The organism is Ideonella sp. (assembly GCF_041914305.1).
GTDB lineage: Bacteria > Pseudomonadota > Gammaproteobacteria > Burkholderiales > Burkholderiaceae_C > Ideonella.
The window spans coordinates 13,480-36,382 of record NZ_JAYSDQ010000029.1 but is presented as its reverse complement, the minus strand read 5'-3'; the positions used below and the strand labels follow the sequence as shown (position 1 = coordinate 36,382).

Annotated in this window: 20 protein-coding genes; 11 read left to right on the top strand and 9 right to left on the bottom strand. The window is 67.7% G+C overall.

The annotated features are described in order from the left end of the window. Nucleotides 1-25: 25 nt before the first annotated feature. From ACE3SG_RS27350 to ACE3SG_RS27330, 5 genes are all read right to left on the bottom strand, one after another. A complete protein-coding gene (locus ACE3SG_RS27350; protein ID WP_374569429.1) occupies nt 26-610 on the bottom strand; it encodes a TetR/AcrR family transcriptional regulator in 585 nt (194 codons plus the stop codon). A gap of 25 nt (nt 611-635) precedes the next feature. After that, complete coding sequence (locus ACE3SG_RS27345; RefSeq protein WP_374569428.1) at nt 636-1,592, bottom strand: GDSL-type esterase/lipase family protein; 957 nt, start codon at nt 1,590-1,592, stop codon at nt 636-638. Nucleotides 1,593-1,624: 32 nt separating this feature from the next. After that, nucleotides 1,625-1,774 (bottom strand): lmo0937 family membrane protein, encoded by a 150-nt coding sequence (locus ACE3SG_RS27340; RefSeq protein WP_374569427.1) that lies wholly within the window; start codon nt 1,772-1,774, stop codon nt 1,625-1,627. Nucleotides 1,775-1,916: 142 nt separating this feature from the next. After that, nucleotides 1,917-2,822 (bottom strand): SMP-30/gluconolactonase/LRE family protein, encoded by a 906-nt coding sequence (locus ACE3SG_RS27335; protein WP_374569426.1) that lies wholly within the window; start codon nt 2,820-2,822, stop codon nt 1,917-1,919. 8 nt (nt 2,823-2,830) lie between these two features. Next, complete coding sequence (locus tag ACE3SG_RS27330) at nt 2,831-4,552, bottom strand: IlvD/Edd family dehydratase (RefSeq protein WP_374569425.1); 1,722 nt, start codon at nt 4,550-4,552, stop codon at nt 2,831-2,833. Nucleotides 4,553-4,667: 115 nt separating this feature from the next. On the opposite strand from ACE3SG_RS27330, the gene ACE3SG_RS27325 reads away from it, so the two are divergent. Then, nucleotides 4,668-5,450 carry an SDR family NAD(P)-dependent oxidoreductase gene (locus tag ACE3SG_RS27325; RefSeq protein WP_374569424.1) on the top strand — a complete coding sequence of 261 codons (783 nt, stop codon included), beginning with the start codon at nt 4,668-4,670 and terminating at the stop codon, nt 5,448-5,450. A 1-nt stretch (nt 5,451) separates the two neighbouring features. Here the strand turns inward: ACE3SG_RS27325 and ACE3SG_RS27320 are convergent, their stop codons facing one another. Further along, complete coding sequence (locus ACE3SG_RS27320; protein WP_374569423.1) at nt 5,452-6,423, bottom strand: LysR family transcriptional regulator; 972 nt, start codon at nt 6,421-6,423, stop codon at nt 5,452-5,454. A 155-nt stretch (nt 6,424-6,578) separates the two neighbouring features. Between ACE3SG_RS27320 and ACE3SG_RS27315 the strand changes: the two genes are divergently transcribed. From ACE3SG_RS27315 to ACE3SG_RS27270, 10 genes are all read left to right on the top strand, one after another. Continuing rightward, nucleotides 6,579-7,544 carry an ABC transporter substrate-binding protein gene (locus ACE3SG_RS27315; RefSeq protein ID WP_374569422.1) on the top strand — a complete coding sequence of 322 codons (966 nt, stop codon included), beginning with the start codon at nt 6,579-6,581 and terminating at the stop codon, nt 7,542-7,544. Between the two features lie 348 nt (nt 7,545-7,892). After that, the gene (chvE, locus tag ACE3SG_RS27310) at nt 7,893-8,960 is read left to right on the top strand and encodes a multiple monosaccharide ABC transporter substrate-binding protein (protein ID WP_374569421.1); all 1,068 of its coding nucleotides are present in this window, start codon (nt 7,893-7,895) and stop codon (nt 8,958-8,960) included. 53 nt (nt 8,961-9,013) lie between these two features. After that, entirely contained in the window at nt 9,014-10,552 is a 1,539-nt protein-coding gene (gene mmsA, locus ACE3SG_RS27305) for a multiple monosaccharide ABC transporter ATP-binding protein (RefSeq protein ID WP_374569420.1), read from the top strand. Beyond that, nucleotides 10,536-11,747, top strand: a complete 1,212-nt coding sequence (gene mmsB, locus ACE3SG_RS27300) for a multiple monosaccharide ABC transporter permease (RefSeq protein ID WP_374569419.1) — start codon at nt 10,536-10,538, stop codon at nt 11,745-11,747. Before mmsA ends, mmsB begins: the two co-directional genes overlap by 17 nt. A 3-nt stretch (nt 11,748-11,750) precedes the next feature. Continuing rightward, on the top strand, nt 11,751-13,271 hold the full coding sequence (locus ACE3SG_RS27295; RefSeq protein ID WP_374569418.1) for a sugar ABC transporter ATP-binding protein: 1,521 nt from the start codon (nt 11,751-11,753) through the stop codon (nt 13,269-13,271). Between the two features lie 8 nt (nt 13,272-13,279). Next, nucleotides 13,280-14,317 (top strand): ABC transporter permease, encoded by a 1,038-nt coding sequence (locus ACE3SG_RS27290; RefSeq protein WP_374569417.1) that lies wholly within the window; start codon nt 13,280-13,282, stop codon nt 14,315-14,317. Nucleotides 14,318-14,331: 14 nt separating this feature from the next. Then, the gene (gene yjfF / locus ACE3SG_RS27285; RefSeq protein ID WP_374569416.1) at nt 14,332-15,345 is read left to right on the top strand and encodes a galactofuranose ABC transporter, permease protein YjfF; all 1,014 of its coding nucleotides are present in this window, start codon (nt 14,332-14,334) and stop codon (nt 15,343-15,345) included. A 125-nt stretch (nt 15,346-15,470) separates the two neighbouring features. Next, nucleotides 15,471-16,661, top strand: a complete 1,191-nt coding sequence (locus ACE3SG_RS27280; RefSeq protein ID WP_374569415.1) for a maltoporin — start codon at nt 15,471-15,473, stop codon at nt 16,659-16,661. A gap of 78 nt (nt 16,662-16,739) precedes the next feature. After that, complete coding sequence (locus ACE3SG_RS27275) at nt 16,740-17,669, top strand: 2-dehydro-3-deoxygalactonokinase (protein ID WP_374569414.1); 930 nt, start codon at nt 16,740-16,742, stop codon at nt 17,667-17,669. Then, nucleotides 17,669-18,316 carry a 2-dehydro-3-deoxy-6-phosphogalactonate aldolase gene (locus tag ACE3SG_RS27270; RefSeq protein WP_374569413.1) on the top strand — a complete coding sequence of 216 codons (648 nt, stop codon included), beginning with the start codon at nt 17,669-17,671 and terminating at the stop codon, nt 18,314-18,316. The genes ACE3SG_RS27275 and ACE3SG_RS27270 overlap by 1 nt, the downstream gene beginning before the upstream one ends. Here the strand turns inward: ACE3SG_RS27270 and boxA are convergent. From boxA to boxC, 3 genes are read right to left on the bottom strand one after another with little or no spacing between them, the layout of a single operon-like run. After that, a complete protein-coding gene (boxA, locus tag ACE3SG_RS27265; protein WP_374569412.1) occupies nt 18,310-19,596 on the bottom strand; it encodes a benzoyl-CoA 2,3-epoxidase subunit BoxA in 1,287 nt (428 codons plus the stop codon). The two genes, ACE3SG_RS27270 and boxA, sit on opposite strands and share 7 nt — an antisense overlap. A gap of 5 nt (nt 19,597-19,601) precedes the next feature. Next, complete coding sequence (gene boxB / locus ACE3SG_RS27260; RefSeq protein ID WP_374569411.1) at nt 19,602-21,029, bottom strand: benzoyl-CoA 2,3-epoxidase subunit BoxB; 1,428 nt, start codon at nt 21,027-21,029, stop codon at nt 19,602-19,604. Nucleotides 21,030-21,039: 10 nt separating this feature from the next. Continuing rightward, nucleotides 21,040-22,698, bottom strand: a complete 1,659-nt coding sequence (boxC, locus tag ACE3SG_RS27255; protein WP_374569410.1) for a 2,3-epoxybenzoyl-CoA dihydrolase — start codon at nt 22,696-22,698, stop codon at nt 21,040-21,042. Nucleotides 22,699-22,903 lie beyond the last annotated feature (205 nt).

The window sequence follows — 22,903 nt, the reverse complement described above, 5'->3', positions numbered from 1 at the left end:
ATTGGGGGTAAAAAAAGGGGCGAGCTCAGGCCCGCACGGTCGACAAGAAGGCCGCGCCCACGTCGGCCGGGCTGCGGGGGGAGCGCAAACCGCGGCCCACCACCATCGCCCCTTCGAGCGCACACAGGTAGGCCTCGGCCAAGGCGCGGGCATCGGGGGTGGGGCGGATCAGCCCTGCTTGTTGGCCGGCCAGGAAGGTGGCGCTCAGCCAATCGATGTTGACCTCGAAGAAATGCTGAACCTCGCTGGCCAGTGCATCGGGCAGCGAATCGGCCTCGGCGCCGAGCATGCCGCACAGGCACAGGCGGCGGTTGTGGGCGAATGTGCGCTCGAACAGCGCCGCGTAGGCGGCCAGCCGGTCGGGTGCCTTGGCATGCTGGCCTTCGATGCCGAGCAGGTGCTCGCGAAAGCGGTGGGTGTAGCGCTGCGTCACCACCGCGACAAGCTCGGCCTTGGTCGGGAAGTGGTGGTGGATGCTCGGCTTCTTGATGCCGACGATCTGGGCCACGTCGTCATAGGAAAAGCCGGTGTAGCCACGCTCTTGCACCAGGCCTTCGGCAGCGTCGACCACCTTTTCGGCGGTGGCCGAGATTTCGGAAAAATGCTTCATGGCGACCGTTTCAATGAACTACCGACTACTTGGTAGGTATCATAACGGCGTTGAATTCCTTGTCAACTGCGAAGACGCTGGGACTGGGTCGAGGTAAGGGGCAGCCCGGCGCACCCGTCCACGGGCTCGACGGGTGGGCATGCGTTCGCCCCGCCGCGGGGACGAACGGCACCTGCGCATGCACCGCCAGCGCATCACTGGCTGCGCGAAAGCGGCGGCGAACCAAACCCTGCTGCATCCCCATCGACTGCATCACCCAGCCATAGCAGTAGCGGTAGCCGTGGCTGTTGGGGTGAAACCCGTCGCCGGCGAAGAAGCGCTCTCGTTGGCGCACCAGCAGGTCGCGGTGCGGGCCGCCGTGAAAGCCGACGAACTCGGCGCCGTGTTGTTCGGCCAGGCGTTGGAACAACTCGCAGGCCAGCCGCGACCGCCGCGACAGCCACCAGCTGAACGGTGGGCGAAACAAGGGTGCCAGGCCGACATCTCCCGGGCCGACCCAGATCACGCGGTCGCCGGCCTCGCGCAGCCGCGGCAGCAGCGCCTCGGCCGCCTGCTGCATGGTCAACAGATTCGGGCTGCGCAAGATGTCGTTGCCGCCGATGTGCAGCAACACGACGTCGAAGCGCGCGGCGTGTGGCCCCAGGTGGCGCAACTGCCCAGGCACATCGCCGAGCGTCGCACCCGACACGCTGAGGTTGACGACCTCAGCCCCTCGCCACTCGGCCGCCAGCAAGCCGGCCATCGACTGGGTGGGGCACTCGGCACCGATGCCGACGCCGGTGCTGTCACCCACGATCAACACGCGCCGCTGGGCACGCAGCGCACGGTACTGGTAAGGGCGGCGCGGTGGCGCGGCATCGGCGTCGCGCAAGGCGCGACGGACCCGCAGCGCCTGATCGGCACTGACGGCGGCCAGCACGCCCAGCGCGCACAGGCTGGCCAGTTGCAGCACCGGGCCCAGGGCTTTCGAGAGGCTTGGCATGGCGTTCGTCCCTTCAGCGAGCGTGGCCGCGCTCAGGGCGCGCGGCGCCCGGTGATCAGCTGGAACAGCACGATCACCACCGCGGCCACCAGCAACAGGTGCAGCAAGCCCCCGGCGGTGAATGCGGTCAATGAGCCGAGGACCCAAAGGGCCAACAAGATGACGGCGATGGTGTAGAGCATGGGGCTTCTCCTGCGGGTGACAACAATGTCGCCACCGTAGCGGGCCCATGCGTCAGGCGGTGTCGGTCGCCGGCGTCAGTGCGCGTAGGACCACGCCGCGCTTCACCGCGCGCTGCCGCGTGGGCTGCCCGGCGGGCCGCCGTCAACCGGCGAAGCGGTGGGCCGGGCGCCCCGTCACGTTGGTCTCGACCGCGAACAGCGCACCCGCCAGTGGCTGTTGCGCCAGCTGTGTGGCGCTGAGTTCGAAGCGTGCGCTGGTGATGAACAGCGTGCACAGGCCCGGCCCGCCGAAGGCCATGTTGGTGATGTGATCGGTTGGCAGCTTCACACGCAGCAACTCTTCGGCGCTGTCGGGGTCGTGGCAGGTGACGCAGGCGGCGCCCCAGTGGGCGATCCACAGCCGGCCATCGGCGTCGGTGGTCATGCCGTCGGGGTAACCATCGCCCTTGGCAAAGCGCAGCCAGGGCCGCTGGTTGGACAGCGTGCCGCTGTCTGCGTCGAAGTCGAAGGCGTGGATTTGCTGGTGCACGGTGTCGTTGAAGTACATCGTGCGCTGGTCGCGCGACCAGGTAGGCCCGTTGGTCACCGCAAAGCCGGCGTCGAAGGCGCGCGTGCCGTGGCCGTTGGCGTCGAAACGGTACAGCGCCCCGGTCGGCGCCTTGCAGCCGAAGTCCATGCTGCCGGCCCAGAAGCGGCCCTGGGCGTCGCACTTGCCGTCGTTGAAGCGGTTGCCCTCGCGGTCGGGCTCGGGCTCGTGCAGGCGTTGCAGCTCGCCGCTGTCGGGGTCGAACAAGGCCAGCCCGCGACGCAAGGTGATGGCCAGGCCCGGGCGGTGCGCGCGTTCAGCCACGGCGCTGACCGTGTCGTCGAACGCCCAGGTGCTGCGCTCGCCATCGGCCAGGCGCCAGCGGTGCAGCCGGTGTTCGAGGATGTCGACCCAGTACAGCGCCTGCTCGCGCTCGGACCAGCAGGTGCCTTCGCCCAGCGTGGCACCGGCCGGCCAGAGGCAGCGGGGTTCGGACAGCAGTTGCGGCGTCGAGGTGCTCATGCCAGGTTTCAGTGGGAGTCGCGGGGCACCGGGGCGCCGCTGCCACCGACGAGGAAGTCGAGGTCGGCGCCCAGGTGGGCTTGCTGCACATGTTGAACGTACAGCTTCTGCCAGCCACGCCTCGGCGCGTCCAGCGGCGCCCATTCTGCACGGCGACGCATGAGTTCCTTGTCGCTGACCTCCAGATGCAGGCGCCGGCCGGGCACGTCCAGCTCCACGATGTCGCCGTCTTGCACCAGCGCCAGCGGGCCGCCCGCGGCCGCCTCGGGCGAGGTGTGCAGCACCACGGTGCCATAGGCCGTGCCGCTCATGCGTGCATCCGAGATGCGGACCATGTCGGCGATGCCCTTGCGCAGCACCTTGGGCGGCAGCGGCATGTTGCCGACCTCGGCCATGCCGGGGTAGCCGCGTGGGCCGCAGTTCTTCAGCACCATCACGCAGTGCTCGTCGATGTCCAGCGCCTCGTCGTCGATGCGGGCGTGGAAGTCTTCGATGCTGTCGAACACGACCGCGCGACCGCGGTGCTGCAGCAGGTGCGGCGACGCGGCCGAGGGCTTGATCACCGCGCCATCGGGCGCCAGGTTGCCGCGCAGCACCGCAATGCCGGCGGCCGGATTGAAGGGTGCTTCGAACGGGCGGATCACCTCGGTGTTCCAGCAGCGGGCGCCATCGATGTTCTGGCCGATCGTCTGGCCGTTGGCCGTCAGCGCGTCCAGGTGCAGCAGGTGTCGGATCTGGTTCATCACCACCGGCAGGCCGCCCGCGTAGTAGAAGTCTTCCATCAAGAAGCGGCCGGACGGCTGCAGGTCCACCAGGCAGGGGATCTCGGCGCCCAGCCGGTCCCAGTCCTGCAGGCTCAGCTCGACGCCCATGCGGCCCGCGATCGCCAGCAGATGGATCACCGCGTTGGTCGAGCCGCCGATCGCCGCATTGGTGCGGATCGCGTTTTCGAACGCCGGGCGGGTCAGGATTTTCGACATCCGCAAATCCTGCTCGACCATCTCGACGATGCGCCGCCCGCTCAGCTGGGCCAGCCGGTGGCGCCGCGCATCGACCGCGGGGATCGCGGCGTTCTCTGGCAGCGCCATGCCCAGCGCCTCGACCATCGAAGCCATCGTCGACGCGGTGCCCATCGTCATGCAGTGGCCCTTCGAGCGCTGCATGCAGCTCTCGGCGGCGTTGAAGTCCTGCTGCGTCATCTCGCCTGCACGTACCCTTTCGCTCATCTGCCACACACCGGTGCCCGAGCCGATGTCCTGGCCACGGAACTTGCCGTTCAGCGCCGGGCCGCCCGAGACGCCGATCGTCGGCAGGTCGCAGCTGGCCGCGCCCATCAGCAGCGCCGGCGTCGTCTTGTCGCAACCCATCAGCAGCACCACGCCGTCGATCGGGTTGCCGCGGATCGACTCCTCGACGTCCATGCTGGCCAGGTTCCGAAACAGCATCGCGGTGGGGCGCAACTGGGTCTCGCCCAGCGACATCACCGGGAACTCGAGCGGGAAGCCGCCGGCCTCGTAGACACCCCGCTTGACGAACTCGGCCAATTCGCGAAAGTGGCCGTTGCAAGGAGTGAGCTCGCTCCAGGTGTTGCAGATACCGATGACGGGGCGGCCGTCGAACAGGTCCTCAGGGTAGCCTTGGCCCTTCATCCAGCTGCGGTGGACGAAGCCGTCGCGGTCGGTTCGGCCGAACCAGGCCTGGCTCCGTCGGGCCGGCTTCTTGGTCGCCATGCATGTCTCCTTGCTCTTGACGCGGCGCATGCTATCCCCGCACACTGATACAAGAAAAATAGATAAATCGTTTCTACGTATATTCGAATTGGCATATCTGCAGGATCCACCCGTCATGACCACCTCTTCCAGCACACCCACGGCCCGTTTTCCCAGCCTCCAGGGGCGCCGTGTCTTCATCACCGGCGGCGGGTCTGGCATCGGCGCCGCAATGGTCGAAGCCTTTGCCGTGCAGGGAGCGCGGGTCGCGTTCATCGACGTGGCCGAAGGCCCGAGCGCCACGCTGGTCCAGGCGTTGACGACGGCCGGCCACGCGGCGCCCTGGTGGCGCCGCTGCGATGTGCGCGACATCGCCGCGCTGCAAGCCGCGATCGGCGATGCGGCGGCCGAGCTGGGCGACTTCGACGTGCTGGTCAACAACGTGGCCAGCGACGACCGGCACACGCTGGAGTCGGTGACCCTCGACTACTGGGAACAGCGCATGGCCATCAACGAGCGGCCGGCGTTCTTTGCGATCCAGGCGGTGGTGCCGGGCATGCGCCGGCGCGGCGGCGGCTCGATCGTCAACCTGGGCTCGACCGGCTGGCAGACCAAGGGCAGCGAGTACCCCTGCTACGCGATCGCCAAGTCGTCGGTCAACGGGCTGACACGCGGCCTGGCCGCCAGCCTTGGCAAAGACCGCATCCGCGTCAACACCGTCTCACCCGGCTGGGTGATGACCGAGCGGCAACTGAAGCTGTGGGTGAACGCCGAGGGTGAACAGGCGATTGCGCGCAACCAGTGCCTGCCCGACCGGCTGCAGCCGCACGACATTGCCGCGATGGTGCTGTTTCTCGCTGCCGACGACGGCCGCATGTGCACGGCCCAAGAGTTCATCGTCGACGCCGGCTGGTCCTGAGTCACTCCAGCCCGGCCGAGGTCAGCTGCGTGCCGTAGATCGCCAGCGCGGCGTTCTTCAGCGCCCGCAGCATCACCTTGGCCGCGGGCGACAGCAGCTTGTCGCTGCGGGTGATCAGGCCGAACGCGTCCATCTTGCAAGGCAGCTGGATTGGCAGCAGCGCGACCATGCCGTGCTCGGCGTAGTAACGCGCCACGTCGCTGGCGGCCACGCCCAGCAGGTCGCTCTGCTGCAGCATCTTGGTCAGGAACAGCAATGCGCTCGTTTCCACCAAATTGACCGGTGCAACCAGGCCTACCTCCTGGAACATCAGCTCGAAGCGGTGCCGCAAGACCGTGCCCTGTCCGGGAACAATCCATCCGTGGTCGACCAGGTCTCGCAGCGTGAGCCGCGGGTTGCTCAGCAGCGGGTGGCCTGGCCGCGCGATCGCCGACACCGGCTCTTCGACCAGTGCTTCGTAGCGCAGGTCGCTCTTGTCGTGGCGCTCGAACAGGCGGCCGATGACCATGTCGAGCTTGCCCTGCGCGAGCCGCTCCATCAGCACGTCGCTGGTCTCGATCTGCAGCGACAGGCGCAGGCTCGGGTGCTCCTCTTTCACCTGCGCCACGGCGGGCGGCAGCAGCGTCATGCCGGGTGCGGTGATCGCACCGACGCTGACCTGGCCGAACCGGCCGGCCTTCAAGGCCTCGATCTCGTCGTGCGCTTCAGACAGACTGGCCAGCGCCATCCGCGCATGGCGGATCATGGTTTCCCCGTACCAGGTCGCCCGCATGCCGCGCGGCAGGCGGTCGAACAGCGGCACGCCCAGCGTTTCCTCCAGGTCCTTCAGCAGCTTGGACGCGGCGGGCTGCGTCATGCTCAGCACCTGGGCAGCGCGGTTGATGTTGCCCTCGTCCTGCAGGGCGACAAGCAGCAGCAACTGGCGTGTCTTCAGCCGGGCGCGGATGGACCAGTGAGTGGGGTTCGCAGACATATCCAAAATCCTATATGGATTGCCGCCAATAATCTATTAGAAAGTTATCGTTCGACTTCGTACCATCCGCGCCAAATGCGAAGGGGCCCACGGAAGGCCGTCGCAACCAGCGTTCGGTTTTTCGAGCACGCACCACCGATGAAGAGGAGACAAGCATGACCACCTCACGCCGCACGATCGTCACCACCCTGGCCGCCTCGGCGCTGGCCGCCGGCTTCCCGTTGAGCGCGTTGGCGCAGAAGAAGCTGGTCCTGGGCTTCTCGCAGATCGGCGCCGAAAGCGAATGGCGCACCGCCAACACCGAGTCGATCAAGGCCGCGGCTGCCGCGGCCGGCATCGAGCTGAAGTTCTCCGACGCGCAGCAGAAGCAGGAGAACCAGATCAAGGCCATCCGCTCGTTCATCGCACAGAAGGTCGACGTGATCGCCTTCTCGCCGGTGGTCGAATCGGGCTGGGAGCCGGTGCTGCGCGAGGCCAAGGCCGCGAAGATCCCGGTGATCCTGACCGACCGCGCGGTCAACGTGAAAGACGATTCGTTGTGGGTCGCCTTCATGGGCTCGGACTTCCTCGAAGAAGGCCGCCGCGCCGGCCGCTGGCTGGTCGAGAAAATGAAGGACGCCAAGGGCGACGTCAACATCGTCGAACTGCAAGGCACGGTGGGCTCGGCCCCGGCGATCGACCGCAAAAAGGGCTTCGAAGAGGTCATCAAGGCCGACCCGAAGTTCAAGATCGTTCGCTCGCAGACCGGCGACTTCACCCGGGCCAAGGGCAAGGAGGTGATGGAAGCCTTCTTGAAGGCCGAGGGCAAGAAAATCAATGTGCTCTACGCGCACAACGACGACATGGCGATCGGCGCGATCCAGGCGATCGAAGAGGCCGGCCTGAAGCCGGCGAAGGACATCACCATCATCTCGATCGACGCCGTCAAGGGCGCCTTCGAGGCCATGATCGCCGGCAAGCTGAACGTCACCGTCGAATGCAGCCCGCTGCTCGGCCCGCAGCTGATGTCGGCCGTGAAAGACCTGAAGGCCGGCAAGACGCTGCCTAAGCGCATCGTCACCGAGGAGTCGGTGTTCCCGATGGAAGTGGCGGCGAAGGAATTCCCGAACCGCAAGTACTGACACTGACACGGGCAAGGCGCGAGACCAGGCGGCTGGGGCGTTCTGCTCCGCTCATGTCCTCCGCCACCAGCCTGCGGCTGTCGGCTCCTCCTTTACTTCGCTACGCAGAGCGCCCCACCCACCTGGTCAGGCACGGTCTTCGCATCCTGGAGAAGCAGCCGACGTGGATGGTCGAGGGGGCCGGGTGACCGGCGAAGTGAAGTATTAGGAGGAGGGGCCGGGCAGCGCCCGGCTCCGGGGGACATGAACGTAGCCGGTCACCCGGCCCCCTCGGCTCGCGAACACCCTTGAATGCAGAAGAACGGACCCAGACGCTGTCACGCATCCGAACCACCCTGGAGACATGAATTGAAGACGACGATCACCAAGTTGCTGACAGGCGCCGCGCTGGCGTTTGCCGTGTTGTTGCCCTCTGCCTTCGCGCAGGACAAGGGGCCGGTCGGCATCTCGATGCCCACCAAATCATCGGCCCGCTGGATCGCCGATGGCGACAACATGGTCAAGTATTTCAAGGAGAAGGGCTACAAGACCGACCTGCAGTACGCCGACGACGACATCCCGAACCAGCTCGCGCAGGTCGAGAACATGATCACCAAGGGCGCCAAGGTGCTGGTGATCGCGGCGATCGACGGCACCACCTTGTCCAACGCGCTGCAGAAGGCCGCTGACAAGGGCGTGAAGGTGATCGCCTACGACCGCCTGATTCGCGGCTCGAAGAACGTCGACTACTACGCCACCTTCGACAACTTCCAGGTCGGCGTGCTGCAGGCCGGATCGATCGTCGACAAACTGGGCCTGAAGCAGGGCAAGGGCCCGTTCAACATCGAGCTGTTCGGCGGCTCGCCCGACGATAACAACGCCTTCTTCTTCTACGACGGCGCGATGAGCGTGCTCAAGCCCTACATCGACTCGGGCAAGCTGGTCGTGCGCAGCAAGCAGATGGGCATGGACAAGGTCGGCACGCTGCGCTGGGACGGCGCCGTCGCCCAGGCCCGCATGGACAACCTGCTGTCGGCGTTCTACGGCAAAGAGAAGGTGCACGCCGTGCTGTCGCCGTACGACGGCCTGTCGATCGGCATCCTGTCGTCGCTGAAGGGCGTGGGCTACTGCACCGCGCAGCAGCCGTGCCCGGTGGTGTCGGGGCAGGACGCCGAGGTGCCTTCGGTGAAGTCGATGCTGCGCAACGAGCAGAGCTCGACCGTGTTCAAGGACACCCGTGAGCTGGCCAAGGTGACGGTCGGCATGGTCGATGCCATGCTGAGCGGCAGGGCGCCCGAGGTCAACGACACCAAGACCTACAACAATGGCGTCAAGGTCGTGCCGTCGTACCTGCTCAAGCCCATCTCGGTGGACACGAGCAACTGGAAGGCCGCCCTGGTCGACAGTGGCTACTACAAGGAAAGCCAGCTGCGCTGACCTTCTCGCGCCGCCGCAGTACCTCGCCAGCCCCAGCCCCCAGCCCCCAGCCGATGACCACGCTCTTGCAGATGCGCCACATCCGGAAGACCTTTCCGGGCGTGGTCGCACTCGACAACGTCAACCTGAGCGTGAGGGCCGGCGAGATCCACGCGGTCGTCGGCGAAAACGGCGCCGGCAAATCGACGCTGATGAAAGTGCTCAGCGGTGTCTACCCGCATGGCAGCTACGAAGGCGAGATCCACTTCGATGGCGTCGAGCGGCGCTTTGGCGGCATCGCCGACAGCGAGCACCTGGGCATCATCATCATCCACCAGGAGCTGGCGCTGGTGCCGGGGCTGTCGATCGCCGAGAACATCTTTCTCGGCAACGAGCCGGCGCGGCGCGGCGTGATCGACTGGGTCGAAGCGCACCGCCGCTCGCGTGAGCTGCTGGCCAAGGTCGGCCTGAAAGAGCCGACCACCGCGTTGATCAGCGACCTGGGCGTCGGCAAGCAGCAGCTGGTCGAGATTGCCAAGGCGCTGGCCAAGCAGGTGCGGCTGCTGATCCTGGACGAACCCACCGCCAGCCTGAACGAGACCGACAGCGACGCACTGCTCGACCTGCTGCTGGAGCTCAAGCGCCAGGGCATCGCCTGCATCCTGATCTCGCACAAGCTCAACGAGATCGCCAAGGTCGCCGACGCGATCACCGTGCTGCGCGACGGCTCGACCGTGGTCAGCATGGACTGCCGCGACGGCCCGCCGCAGCAGAACGTCATCATCAACCACATGGTCGGCCGCGAGATGGCCGACCGCTACCCGCGCCGCACGCCGAAGATCGGCGAGACGGTGTTCGAGTTGCGCGACTGGCGCGTGCACCACCCGCAGCACGCCGAGCGCGAGGTCATCAAGGGCGTGGGCCTGACCGTGCGGCGCGGCGAGATCGTCGGCATCGCTGGGCTGATGGGCGCCGGCCGCACCGAGCTGGCGATGAGTGTGTTCGGCCGATCGTGGGGCCGGCGCATCAGCGGCCAGGCGCTGATGAACGGGCGCGAGATCGATGTCAGCACGGTGGGCAAGGCCGTGGCCCATGGCATCGCCTACGTCACCGAAGACCGCAAGTCGCTGGGCCTGGTGATGGGTGACAGCATCGCCCGCAACACCACGCTCGCCAACCTGCCCGGCGTGGCCCGCGCCGGCGTGATCGACGAAGGCCGCGAGCACGCGGTGGCCACCGACTACCGGCGCAAGCTCGCCACGCGCTGCGCAGGCGTGCAGCAGCAGGTCGTCAACCTGTCGGGCGGCAACCAGCAGAAGGTGGTGCTCGCCAAGTGGCTGTTTGCCAACCCCACGCTGCTGATCCTCGACGAGCCGACGCGTGGCATCGATGTCGGCGCCAAGTTCGAGATCTACAGCCTGATCGCGCAGCTGGCCGAAGAGGGCCGCTCCATCCTGGTGATCTCATCGGAGATGCCCGAGCTGCTGGGCCTGTGCGACCGCATCTATGTGATGAACGAGGGCGCGTTCGTCGCCGAGTTCGACGCGGCCGAAGCCACGCAGCAGAAGATCATGCATGCCATCGTGAATGCCGGAAATGAGTGCAGTGTCTGAAACCGAACCCGGTGCGCGCAGCCGCGCCACCTCCTCGTCGCCATCGGCCGCGCTGTTCCTGAAGAAGAACCTGCGCGAGTACGGCATGCTGCTGTCGCTTGTCGCGATCATGGTCTTCTTCCAGATCATGACCGAGGGCACGCTGCTGCAGCCGCTGAACCTGACCAACCTGGTGCTGCAGAACAGCTACATCGTCATCATGGCGCTGGGCATGCTGCTGGTGATCGTGTCGGGCCACATTGACTTGTCGGTCGGCTCGGTCTGCGGTTTCGTGGGCGCGCTGGCTGCGGTGCTGATGGTCGAGTATGGCTGGCACTTTTTGCCGGCGGCGCTGGTCTGCCTGGTGGCCGGTGGCGTCATCGGTGCCGCGCAGGGTTGGTTCGTCGCCTACTTCAAGATCCCGTCGTTCATCGTCACGCTGGCCGGCATGCTGGTCTTCAAGGGGTTGGCGCTGGCGCTGCTGAAGGGCCAGTCGGTCGGGCCGTTTCCAGAAGAATTCCAGAAGCTCAGCTCGGGCTTCATCCCTGATGTGTTCGCGGGCGACGATCTTCGGCTGACCTCGCTGCTGCTGGGCGTGGCGGTGGCCCTGGCGATGGTGGTGGTGGCCTGGCGCGAGCGTGGCCGGCACCGCCTGCACGGCATGGACGTGGAGCCCACGGTGCTGTTCGCGGCCCGCAACGCCGCCTTCGCGCTGATGCTGGTGGCGCTCAGCTGGCTGCTGGCCTCGTACAAGGGCCTGCCCAACGTGTTGATCATCATGTTCGTGCTGATGGTGGCCTACGAGTTCGTCACCAGCCGCACGACCATCGGCCGGCGCATCTACGCGCTGGGCGGCAACGAGAAGGCGGCGCGGCTGTCGGGCATCAAGACCGAGCGGCTGGCGTTCCTGACCTTCGTCAACATGGGCGTGCTGGCCGCGCTGGCGGGGCTGGTGTTTGCCGCGCGGCTGAACACCGCCACGCCCAAGGCCGGACTCGGCTTCGAGCTCGACGTGATCGCGGCCTGCTTCATCGGCGGCGCGTCGGCGTCGGGCGGTGTCGGCCGCGTGATGGGGGCGGTCATCGGCGCCTTCGTGATGGGCGTGATGAACAACGGCATGTCCATCCTCGGCGTCGGCATCGACTACCAGCAGGTCATCAAGGGCCTGGTGCTGCTCGCGGCGGTCTGTGTCGACGTCTACAACAAGAACAAGTAGGCGATGGTCGCGGCAACTCCCCCGGTGCTCGAGCTGAGCGGCCTGTGCAAGCGATTTGCCGGCGTGCAGGCGCTGCGCGATGTGGCATTGAGCCTGCGGGCCGGCGAGGTGCACGCGCTGATGGGCCAGAACGGCGCCGGCAAGTCGACGCTGATCAAGGTGCTGACGGGCGTGTACACGGCCGAGGCCGGCGAGATGCGGCTGGGCGGCCAGCCCATCCGGCCCGGCTCGCCGCTCGAGGCGCAGGCCCTGGGCCTGAGCACGGTCTACCAGGAGGTCAACCTCTGCACCAACCTGTCGGTGGCCGAGAACATCTTCGCCGGCCGCTTCCCGCGCCACGGCGCGGCCGGCGCCTGGCGCATCGACTGGGCCAAGGTGCACACCGACGCGCGGGCCCTGCTGGCGCGCTTGAACCTCGACATCGACGTGACCCGGCTGCTCGGCAGCTACCCGGTCGCGGTGCAGCAGATGGTGGCCATCGCCCGCGCGCTGCATGGCCAATCTCGCGTGCTGATTCTCGACGAGCCGACCTCCAGCCTCGATGCAGGCGAAGTGGCGCGGCTGTTCGCGCTGCTGCGCCAGCTGCGCAGCGAAGGGCTGGCCATCCTCTTCGTGTCGCATTTCCTCGACGAGGTCTACGAGATCTCGGACCGCATCACCGTGCTGCGCAACGGTGAGTTCGTCGGCGAATACCTGACCAGCGAGTTGAACGCACCGGCGCTGATCGCGGCGATGATCGGCCGCGAGTTCCACGCCAGCACGGCAACGCCGGTGGCGGCTGGCGCGACCGCCCGCCACCCGCTGCTGCAGGCCCAGGGCCTCGCGCGGCGCGGCGCCGTCGAGCCGCTGGACATCGAGCTGCGCGCCGGCGAGGTGCTGGGCCTGGCCGGGCTGCTGGGTTCGGGCCGCACCGAGCTGGCCCGCCTGCTGTTCGGCTTGGACCGGCCGGACGCCGGCGAGCTGCGCCTGCGTGGCCAGGTGCTGAAGCTGCCCACGCCCACCCACGCGGTGCGCCACGGCCTGGCGATGTGCCCGGAAGAGCGCAAGGCCGAAGGCATCGTCGCCGACCTGTCGATCCGCGAGAACATCGCGCTCGCGTTGCAGGCACGGCTGGGCGTGTGGCGTTGCCTCAGCCCACAGAAGCAGCAGGCGCTGGCCGAGCGCTTCATCCAGCAACTGGGCATCAAGGCGTCGGATGCCGACATGCCGATCGGCCAGCTGTCGGGCGGCAACCAGCAGAAGGCCTTGCTGGCGCGCTGGCTGGCCACCGAGCCGGCGCTGCTGATCCTGGACGAACCGACCCGCGGCATCGATGTGGCCGCCAAGCAAGACATCATGGACCAGATCCGCGCATTGGCAGACGGCGGCATGTCGGTGCTGTTCATCTCGGCCGAGCTGGACGAGATCGCACGCCTGTCAGACCGGGTGATGGTGATGCGCGAGCAGCGCAAGGCCGGCGAGCTGCCCGGTGGCAGCAGCGAGGCGGCGATCTGCGCCGTGATCGCGGGGGCGGCAGCGGCATGAAGAAGCTGATGGCCCATCGCCTGTTCTGGCCACTGGTCACGCTGCTGCTGATGCTGGCCGTCAATGCCAGTTTCAACCCGGGCTTCTGGCAACTGCGCTGGCGTGATGGCCACCTGTACGGCAGCGTGATCGACATCCTGAACCGCGCCGCGCCGCTGGCCATCGTCTCGCTCGGCATGACGCTGGTGATCGCGACGCGCGGCATCGACATCTCGGTCGGCGCGGTGGTGGCGATCAGCGCGGCGGTCGCCGCGTGGATGATCGGTGGCCAGCTGGTGATGCAAGACGGCGTGCAGGTCTACGCCAGCCGCTTCCCAATGGGGTTGGCGCTGGCCTGCGCACTGGGCGTGGCGCTGCTGGCCGGGCTGTGGAACGGCCTGCTGGTCGCTGGCGTCGGCATCCAGCCGATCATCGCGACGCTGATCCTGATGGTGGCCGGGCGCGGCATCGCGCAGCTGATCACCGAGGGCCAGATCATCACCGTCTACTACCCGCCGTTCTTCTTCATCGGCGGTGGTTTCCTGTTCGGGCTGCCGTTCTCGCTGTTCATCGTCGGCGCGCTGTGGCTGTTGCTGCAGCAGGCCTTGTCGCGCACCGCGCTGGGCCTGTTCATCCAGGCCATCGGCGTCAACCCGGCCGCCGCGCGCATGGCTGGTGTGCGGCAGCGGTTGATCACCGTGTGCGTCTACGGCTTCTGCGGCCTGGCCGCGGGCGTGGCCGGCCTGCTGCTGAGCTCGAACGTCAAGAGCGCCGACGGCAACAACGCCGGGCTGCTGATGGAGCTGGACGCGATCCTCGCGGTCACGCTGGGCGGCACCTTGCTCACCGGCGGCCGCTTCAGCCTGGCCGGCAGCGTGATCGGCGCGCTGGTGATCCAGACGCTGACCTCGACCATCTACTCGATCGGCGTGCCGCCCGAGGTCAACCTGGTGGTCAAGGCCGCGGTGGTCTTCGTCGTGATGCTGCTGCAGTCGCCCGAGTTTCGGCGCCAGGCGCACCGCTGGGTGTTCCGGCCGGCACCGGCCCAGCCGGGGGCGGCATCATGACGCCTGCGAAGACCATGGCCATGCCCCCCACGCCCACCGCACCGACCCGGCCCACCGTTCGCGGCCTGAGCGCCGCCCAGTGGCCGCTGGCGCTGACGGTGATGCTGTTCGCCGCGATGGCGGCCTACGGCTCGTTCGCCTACGAAGGCTTCTTCTCGGCGCAGGTCTTTCTGAACCTGTTGATCGACAACGCGTTCCTCGCGATCGTTGCGGTCGGCATGACCTTCGTGATCCTGTCCGGCGGCATCGACCTGTCGGTCGGCTCGGTGATCGCGTTGACGACGATGACCCTGGCCACGCTGGTCGAGCGCCATGGCTGGGCGGCGGCCGGCGCGATCCCGCTGGTGCTGGCGCTGGGCGCGCTGTTCGGCGCCTGCCAGGGCCTGCTGATCCAGCGCTTTCGCCTGCAGCCGTTCATCGTCACGCTGGCCGGCATGTTCCTCGCGCGGGGGCTGTGTTACCTGATCAGCATCGACTCGATCAGCATCGGCAACGAAGCTTTCTCCGAACTGGCGCAACAGCGCTTCGAGCTGTGGGAGGGCGCCTCGCTGTCGATCGGCGCGTTGATCGCGCTGGTGGTCGTCGCGGCCGGCATCTACCTGGCGCACGGCACCGCGTTCGGCCGCACGGTCTATGCGATCGGCGGCAACGAGCAGTCGGCGTTGCTGATGGGGCTGCCGGTGGCGCGCACGACGGTGCTGGTCTACGCGCTCAGCGGCTTCTGCTCGGCGCTGGCCGGCGTGGTGTTCGCGTTCTACATGCTGTCGGGCTACGGCCTGCATGCAATGGGGCTCGAGCTGGACACCATCGCTGCGGTGGTGATCGGCGGCACCTTGCTGACCGGTGGCGTCGGCTACGTCGCCGGCACCTTGTTCGGCGTGCTGATCCTCGGCGTGATCCAGACCCTGATCAGCTTCGACGGCACGCTGAGCTCCTGGTGGACGCGCATCGTCATCGGTGCGTTGCTGTTCGCCTTCTGCCTGCTGCAACGCCTGTTCGAAGCCGGCCGCGGTCGCTCGCCGCTATGACCGGCCCGCCCTCGGGCTAAGCCCGACCCCACCTGTTCGCTGACCTGGCTGATGCGAGGGATTTTCCCTGCGCAGGGCGACGCCTGCCTGCGCGCTTTCGACAAACCCAAGACGGAGACCACACGATGACCCAACCCCTTCTTTCGCCGCGTGCCACGCTGTCGGCCACGGCCTGCGCCGTGGCGCTGCTCGGCGCACCGGCCGCACACGCGTTCGACTACAGCGGCTACTTCCGCGCCGGCCCGGGGGCCACGTCGGAGAAGGGCGTGTCGCGCGCCTGCTACGGCCTGTCGGGCCCGGGCCTGAAGTACCGGCTGGGCAACGAGTGCGACATGTACGGCGAGTTCACGCTCGGCCACGACGTGAAGGTCGAAGGCATCGACGTGCGCGGCGTGTTGATGACCAACTTCTACAACCCGGCCACCGATTCGGGCGACGCCAAGCTCGGCATCGAGCAGATGTACGCCGAGATCAAGGGTGTCGACGTGGCACCGACCACCGTGTTCTGGATCGGCAAGGAGCGTGGCCGCCGCGGCGACGTGCACATCGTCGACACCTTCTTCACCGAGATGAAGGGCGTGGGCGCAGGTGCCAAAGAGATCGGCGCCGGCCCGGGCAAGCTCGGTGTCGCGTACTACAAGACCGATGGCGACGAGGTCAACGCCGGACATCGCCTGAACGCCGAGTTCTACGACTGGGGCGTCAACCCCGGCGGCAAGCTGAGCCTGGTCGGCACGCTGACCAAGGCCACCGAAGGCGCGAAGGGTGCGGCGCTGTCGGTGCGCCATGTGCAAGACGGCTTCCTCGGCGGTGCCAACAGCTTCTGGCTGCAGTACGCGCAGGGCACCAGTTCGCTGAACAGCAACTTCGGTGACCTGCTGGCCGACAGCCGCACCAAGGCCTGGCGCATGGTCGAGAGCATGCACTGGCAGCAGGGCGCGTTCGGTGGCCAGGCGATCGCGCTGTGGTCGCAGCAGCGCGCGCCCGATGTGGTGACCGGCGACAGCACGACCACCACGTCGATGTCGCTCGGGGGCCGTGTGTCGTATGCGGTGACGAAAAACTTCAAGCTGCTCGGTGAGCTGGGGCTGTCGCAGGTCAAGCCCGAGGGCCAGAGCGCGCAGAAGCTGACCAAGTTCACCTTCGCGCCGACGCTGGCCACCGGCCCGGGTTTCTGGAACCGGCCCGAGCTGCGGCTGTACGTGACGCACGCCAAGTGGAGCGGCGTCAACGGCGCGGTGGTCACCGGCGAGAGCGCGTTCGACGGCAAGGAGTCGGGCACCAGCTACGGCGCGCAGGTCGAGATCTGGTTCTGACCGTCTTCGGGAAGGGGACGGTTTGACAAGCCGCGCGCTTCCCGCCAACGTCGCTGCAACGCTTCATCACGCTTGACCATGCCACCAGCCTTCATCGGGATCGATTGGGGAACCACGCACCGCCGCGCCAGCCTGCTGGGCGAGCGCGGCGAATTGCTCGCGCAGCGTCACGACGACGACGGAGCACTGGCCTGCGCGGGCCGCTTCGGCGAGTCGCTGCAGGCCCTGCTGGCGCAATGGTCCGAGGTGGGCGACGGCGTGCCGGTGGTGATGGCCGGCATGGTCGGCTCGGCGCTGGGCTGGCAAGAGGTGCCCTATGCCGACGCCGCCACGCCGTTGCGCCAGCTGGGCGCGCGGCTGTCGCCGGTGCGTGATGCGCCGGCCGGCCGCCGCTGGGCGATCGTGCCGGGCGTCTGCTGGCGCGGCGCACATGGCAGCGTCGATGTGATGCGCGGCGAAGAGACCCAGTTGCTCGGCGCGTTGCAAGCGCTGGGCACAGCCGGCGACGACGGCTGCTACCTGCTGCCCGGCACGCACAGCAAATGGGTGCAGCTGCGCGAGGGCGCGGTGGCCAGCCTGCGCACCTGCATGAGCGGTGAGCTGTTCGCGCTGTTGCGCGAGCGTGGCACCTTGTCCGCGGCGATGAAGACCACCGCAGCCGACGCCGAGCCCGACCCGGTGGCGTTTGCGCGCGGCGTGGCCGATGCGGCAGAAGGCGTGCTGAGCCACACCTTGTTCGGCGCACCCGCACGGGTGGTGACCGGCGCGATGCCGGCCGAAGACGCCGCCGCCTACGTCAGCGGCCTGTTGATCGGCAGCGAGTGGCACGAACATTTGCGCCGCGACGCCAACCGCGGCGGCGTGGTGCGCGTGATCGGCGAGCCGGCCCTGGCGCGGCTGCACGCGCAGTGCGCCGTGCAATTGGGGTGCCGGGTCGAGTTGCTGGACGCCCGGGCCGTGCAGTTGGCCGCCTGGCAGGCCTTGCGCGCATCGATGGAGACCTGCTGATGACCACCACGACCACCCCCACACCCGCTTGGCCCCCCCGCCCGCCGCTGGTGGCGATTCTTCGTGGCCTGACGCTGGCTGACGCGGCGGAGGTCGGCCGGGTCCTGCTGGACGCCGGTTTTCAGGCGCTCGAGGTGCCGCTGAACCGGGAAGGCGCGCTGGACAGCATCGCGCAGTTGGTGAAGCTGGCGCCCGCCGGCGTGGCCGTGGGCGCCGGCACGGTCACCAGCGCCGCGCAGGTCGATGCGGTGGCGGCCACCGGGGCGACGCTCATCGTGTCGCCGCACTTCGACGAGGCGGTGGCGGGCCGCGCGCGCGCGTTGAACCTGCGCAGCGTGCCGGGCGTGTTCACCGCCAGCGAGGCCTTTGCCGCGCTGCGCGCCGGTGCCCACGCGCTGAAGATCTTCCCAGCCGAGGCGATGCCGCCGGCCGGCCTGCAGGCGCTGGCCAGCGTGTTGCCGGCGGGCACCGCGCTGTGGCCGGTGGGCGGCGTCACGCCCGAGAGCATGGCGGCCTGGCGCCGCCACGGCGCCACCGGCTTCGGCATCGGCGGCGCGCTGTACAAGCCGGGCGTGTCGCTCGCCGCCCTGCGCGAGCGGGCGCAGGCTTTCGTCGCGGCCTGGGCCGCGGTCGCTGCGGGTCAGTAGGTTTCCAGGTGCAGCCGGCCCTGCTGCTTCAGCGCGGCGGCTGTGTGCTCCCAGTTCAGGCCGGCTTGCTGCGCCACGTCGCGCAGCGTCAGCACCACGCCTTCTTCCATCGCCTTCAAGCCGCACACGTAGAAGAACGCGTTCGGGTCTGACAGCAGCGGCGCCAGGTCGGCCGCACGCTCACGCATCAGGTCTTGCACATAACGTTTCGGTTGACCGGACGTGCGGCTGAAGGCCAGGTTGATGTCGATGAAGTCTTTCGGCAGGTTCTGCAGCGGGCCGAAGTAGGGCAGTTCTTCCTGGCTGCGCGCGCCAAAAAACAGCAGCAGCTTGCCGCCTTCGAATTTGCCCGATTGCCTCAGGCGCCTGCGCCATTCGGTCATCGCCCGCATCGGCGCCGAGCCGGTGCCGGTGCAGATCATCACGATGTGGCTCTTCGGGTGGTTCGGCATCAGGAAGCTGGTGCCGAACGGGCCGATCACCTGCACCGTGTCGCCCACCTTCAGGTCGCACATGTGGTTGCTGGCGACGCCGCGCACCGGCTTGCCCTGGTAGTCCTCGAGCACGCGCTTGATCGTCAGCGAGACGTTGTTGTAGCCGGGCCGCTCGCCGTTGCGCGGGCTGGCGATCGAGTACTGGCGCGCATGGTGCGGCCGGCCGGCCTCGTCGACACCGGGCGGCAGCACGCCGATCGACTGGCCTTCGAGCACCGGGAACGGCATCGCGCCGAAGTCGAGCACGATGTGGTGGGTGTCGTAGTCCTTGCCGACCTGGGTGACGCGCACGTTGCCGGTCACCGTGGCCGTCACCGTCTTCTCGGCCGCCTTCGGGCCGTAGAGGTTGGTGTAGGCGTGCGCGGCCGACCAGGGCGGCAGCGTGGCGCCGTACTGCGTGGCGTTGAAGGCCGGTGCGTCGACGCCGCCGGTGTGCTGCGCCGCGCTGGCAGCCGTGGGCGCAGCGGCCGGGGCCGGCGCGTCGGTCTCGTCGTCGACCAGCGCCGCCCATTGGTCGCGGCTCACCTCGGCGGGCAGCGCGTCCCAGCTGAACTGCTCTTCAATGCTGTAGGCCTTGACCTTGGGCACCCGGCGGTAGTTGTCGATGCTGCCGGTGGGGCAGGGCGAGATGCAGTCATTGCACCAGTTGCACTTGCTGACGTCGACGACGTAGTTGCGTGCGTCGTGCGTGATCGCACCCGTCGGGCACATCGTTTCGCAGGTGTTGCAGCGAATGCAGATCTCGGGGTCGATCAGGTGCTGCTTGACGATTTCAACCACGGCCATGGCGATCAGCCAAATCGGATGTATTCGAAGTCCACCGGCTGACGGTTGATGCCCATCACCGGCGGCGCGATCCAGTTGGCGAATTTACCGGGCTCGACGACACGGCCCATCAGGCTGGCGACGAAGGCGCGGTCTTCGGCGGTGGGCAACCAGTGGTCGACGCCGGCGGCCCATTCGGCGGCGTTCAGCACGCGGCCGTCCGGCGACACCTTCACGCCAGCCAGCGCGCCGATGTTGCGGTGGAAGGCCTTGTGCGGCGTCTTCAGCCGGAACGGGATGCCGGCCTTCTCGATCACCTTGTTCCAGCGCTCGACACCGGCGACCGAGTCCTTGATGAAATCGTCGCGCAGCACCTCGTTCAGCGCGTTGAGCATCGGCACGTCTTTCTCGATCAGCGCGCCGTCCTTGGCCTGCAGCACGCGGTAGGTCTGGCCCTTGAGCAGGTGGTCGTCCTGGCGCTTGCCTTCTTCGTAGCGGCCCTTCAGGCCTGTGGAGTAGAAGGTCGCGGCGTTGCTGGATTCGTCAGCGCCGAACAGGTCGATCGTGACCGAGAAGTGGAAGTTCAGGTAACGCTGCAGCGTCGGCAGGTCGATCACGCCGGCCTCGCGCAAGCGCTTGGGGTCGTCGGTCTTCAGCTCGTTCATCACCTGGCAGGTGCGCTGGATCACGCGCGACACGCCGGACTCGCCGACGAACATGTGGTGCGCCTCTTCGGTCAGCATGAACTTGGTCGTGCGGGCCAGCGGGTCGAACGAGCTTTCGGCCAACGCGCAGAGCTGGAACTTGCCGTCGCGGTCGGTGAAGTAGGTGAACATGAAGAACGACAGCCAGTCGGGCGTCTGCTCGTTGAAGGCCTGCAGGATGCGGGGGTTGTCCTGCTGGCCGCTGCGGCGCTCGAGCAGCGCTTCGCCTTCTTCGCGGCCGTCGCGGCCGAAGTACTTGTGCAGCAGGTAGACCATCGCCCACAGGTGGCGGCCTTCTTCGACGTTGACCTGGAACAGGTTGCGCAGGTCGTACATGCTGGGGGCCGTGAGCCCCAGGTGGCGCTGCTGCTCGACCGAGGCCGGCTCGGTGTCGCCTTGCGTCACGATGATGCGGCGCAGGTTGGCGCGGTACTCGCCGGGGATGTCTTGCCAGGCGTCTTCGCACTTGTGGTCGCCGAAGTGGATCTTGCGGCCGGCCTCAGCCGGGTTCAGAAAGATGCCCCAGCGGTAGTCCGGCATCTTCACGTGGCCGAACTGCGCCCAGCCTTGCGGGTCGACGCTGGTGGCCGTGCGCAGGTAGACGTCGAAGTTCTGCGAGCCGTCGGGCCCCATGTCGTCCCACCAGCTCAGGAAGTTGGGCTGCCATTGTTCGAGCGCGCGCTTGAGCGTGCGGTCGTCGGCCAGGTTGACGTTGTTGGGGATCTTCTCGCTGTAGTCGATAGTGCTCATGGCGGTGTCCTTAAACGCGATGCCAATCAAAGGCTGCCTTGTCGCCTTTGCCGTAAACCTTCAGCGCGCCCTTTTCGCCAACGGCGTTGGGGCGTTGGAAGATCCAGTTCTGCCACGCGGTCAGGCGGCCGAAGACGCGGGTGAACATGTTCTCGGGGCCGTTGAAGCGCAGGTTGGCTTCCATGCCGGTCAGTGCGTCCGGGCTCATCGACACGCGCTCTTCGATCGCGATGCGTGTTTCGTCGGCCCAGTCGATGTCGTCGGGGTTGCTTGTGACCAGGCCCAGCGCGAAGGCGGCGTCGGCGTCGAGCGGCTCGTTGAGCCTGGCGCGGATCGCGGCGAGCGGGTCTTCTTCGCCGTAGAAGCGGCGCTGCAGCCGGCTCTGGCCGGTGGCCATTGGGTACAGCCCGAAGTTGGCCTCGCTGGCGCTGATCTTCGGCGCCTGGGCTTCGTCGTCGGGCAGCGCCAGGTGGTAGCTGCGGTCGCAGGCCAGCGCCAGTTCGAGCAGGCTGCCGGCGAAGCACGAGCCGGGCTCGATCAGCGCAAACAGGCTGCGCGACGACACATCGAGCCGGCTGAAGGTGCGGCGCAGCAGGCCGATGGTTTCGCGCACCAGCCAGTGGCCGGCGTGCGCGGTGAGCGTGGCGTCCATCGCCAGCACCGCCGCCACGTCACCCTGGGTCTTGACCAGCCAGGTGCCGATCTCGGGCTCGTTGGTGCGCAACTCGAGGATCGCGTCGTCGAGCTCGCGCGCCAACGCGAGCGGGTACCAGGCCGCGCCGGCCGCTTCGATCGCGGCGATGTCGGCAGGCTGCGGGCCTTGCGGGCCATGGACCGTCAGGCTGGCGGTGCGCTGCGCGCGGTTGATCTCGACCGTGACGTGCGGGTAGCGCAAGGCATCAGCCTCGATCGTGCGTTGCAGCGGCGTCAGCGCCACGCCGCGGGCATGGGCCGGGCGGTCGCTCGTCTGGGCCAGCTGCAGCGCGCGCTCTTGCACCGTGGCGGCAAACTGCGCCGGCTTGGCGATCTCGTCGACCAGCCGCCAGCCTAAAGCCTTCTGGCCCCGCACGCCTTCGGTGGTGGTGCAGAAGATGTCGGCCAGGTCGTGGCGGACCTTGCGCTTGTCGGTCACGCGCGTCAGGCCACCGGTGCCGGGCAACACGCCCAGCAGCGGCACCTCGGGCAGGCTGACGGCGCTGGAGCGGTCGTCCACCAGGATGATCTCGTCGCAGGCCAGCGCCAGCTCGTAGCCGCCACCGGCGCAGGCGCCGTTGACGGCGGCCAGGAACTTCAGGCCCGAGTGGGCAGACGAGTCTTCGAAACCGTTGCGCGTCTCGTTGGTGAACTTGCAGAAGTTGACCTTCCACGCGTGGCTCGAGACACCGAGCATGAAGATGTTGGCGCCTGAGCAGAAGACCTTGTCTTTCGCGCTGGTGACCACCACGGTGCGCACCTCGGGGTGCTCGAACCGGATGCGGTTGACCGCGTCGTTCAGCTCGATGTCGACGCCCAGGTCGTAGCTGTTGAGCTTGAGCTTGTAGCCCGGGCGCAGGCCGGCGTTCTCATCGATGTCGCAGGCCAGCGTCGCGACCGGGCCCTCGAAGCTCAGCCGCCAATGGCGGTAGCGCGACGGGTCGGTCTGGTAGTCGACGCGATCAGGGGTGCTCATTGGAGCCCCTCGTCCGACGGGTACATCGGCCGATCCCCCGAGGGGATGTGGGCCGGCTTGGGAGCGGCCCGGCGCTCGGCCCACCGGCGTTGATTCAGCATGGCTCATCGTCGATCTCCTTGGCGTACGGTCGTCGTATGCCGCACGGTACAGGAATCATAGTGCATCAATCGAAATGCACGCAAGCACCTTAATGCATTATTTT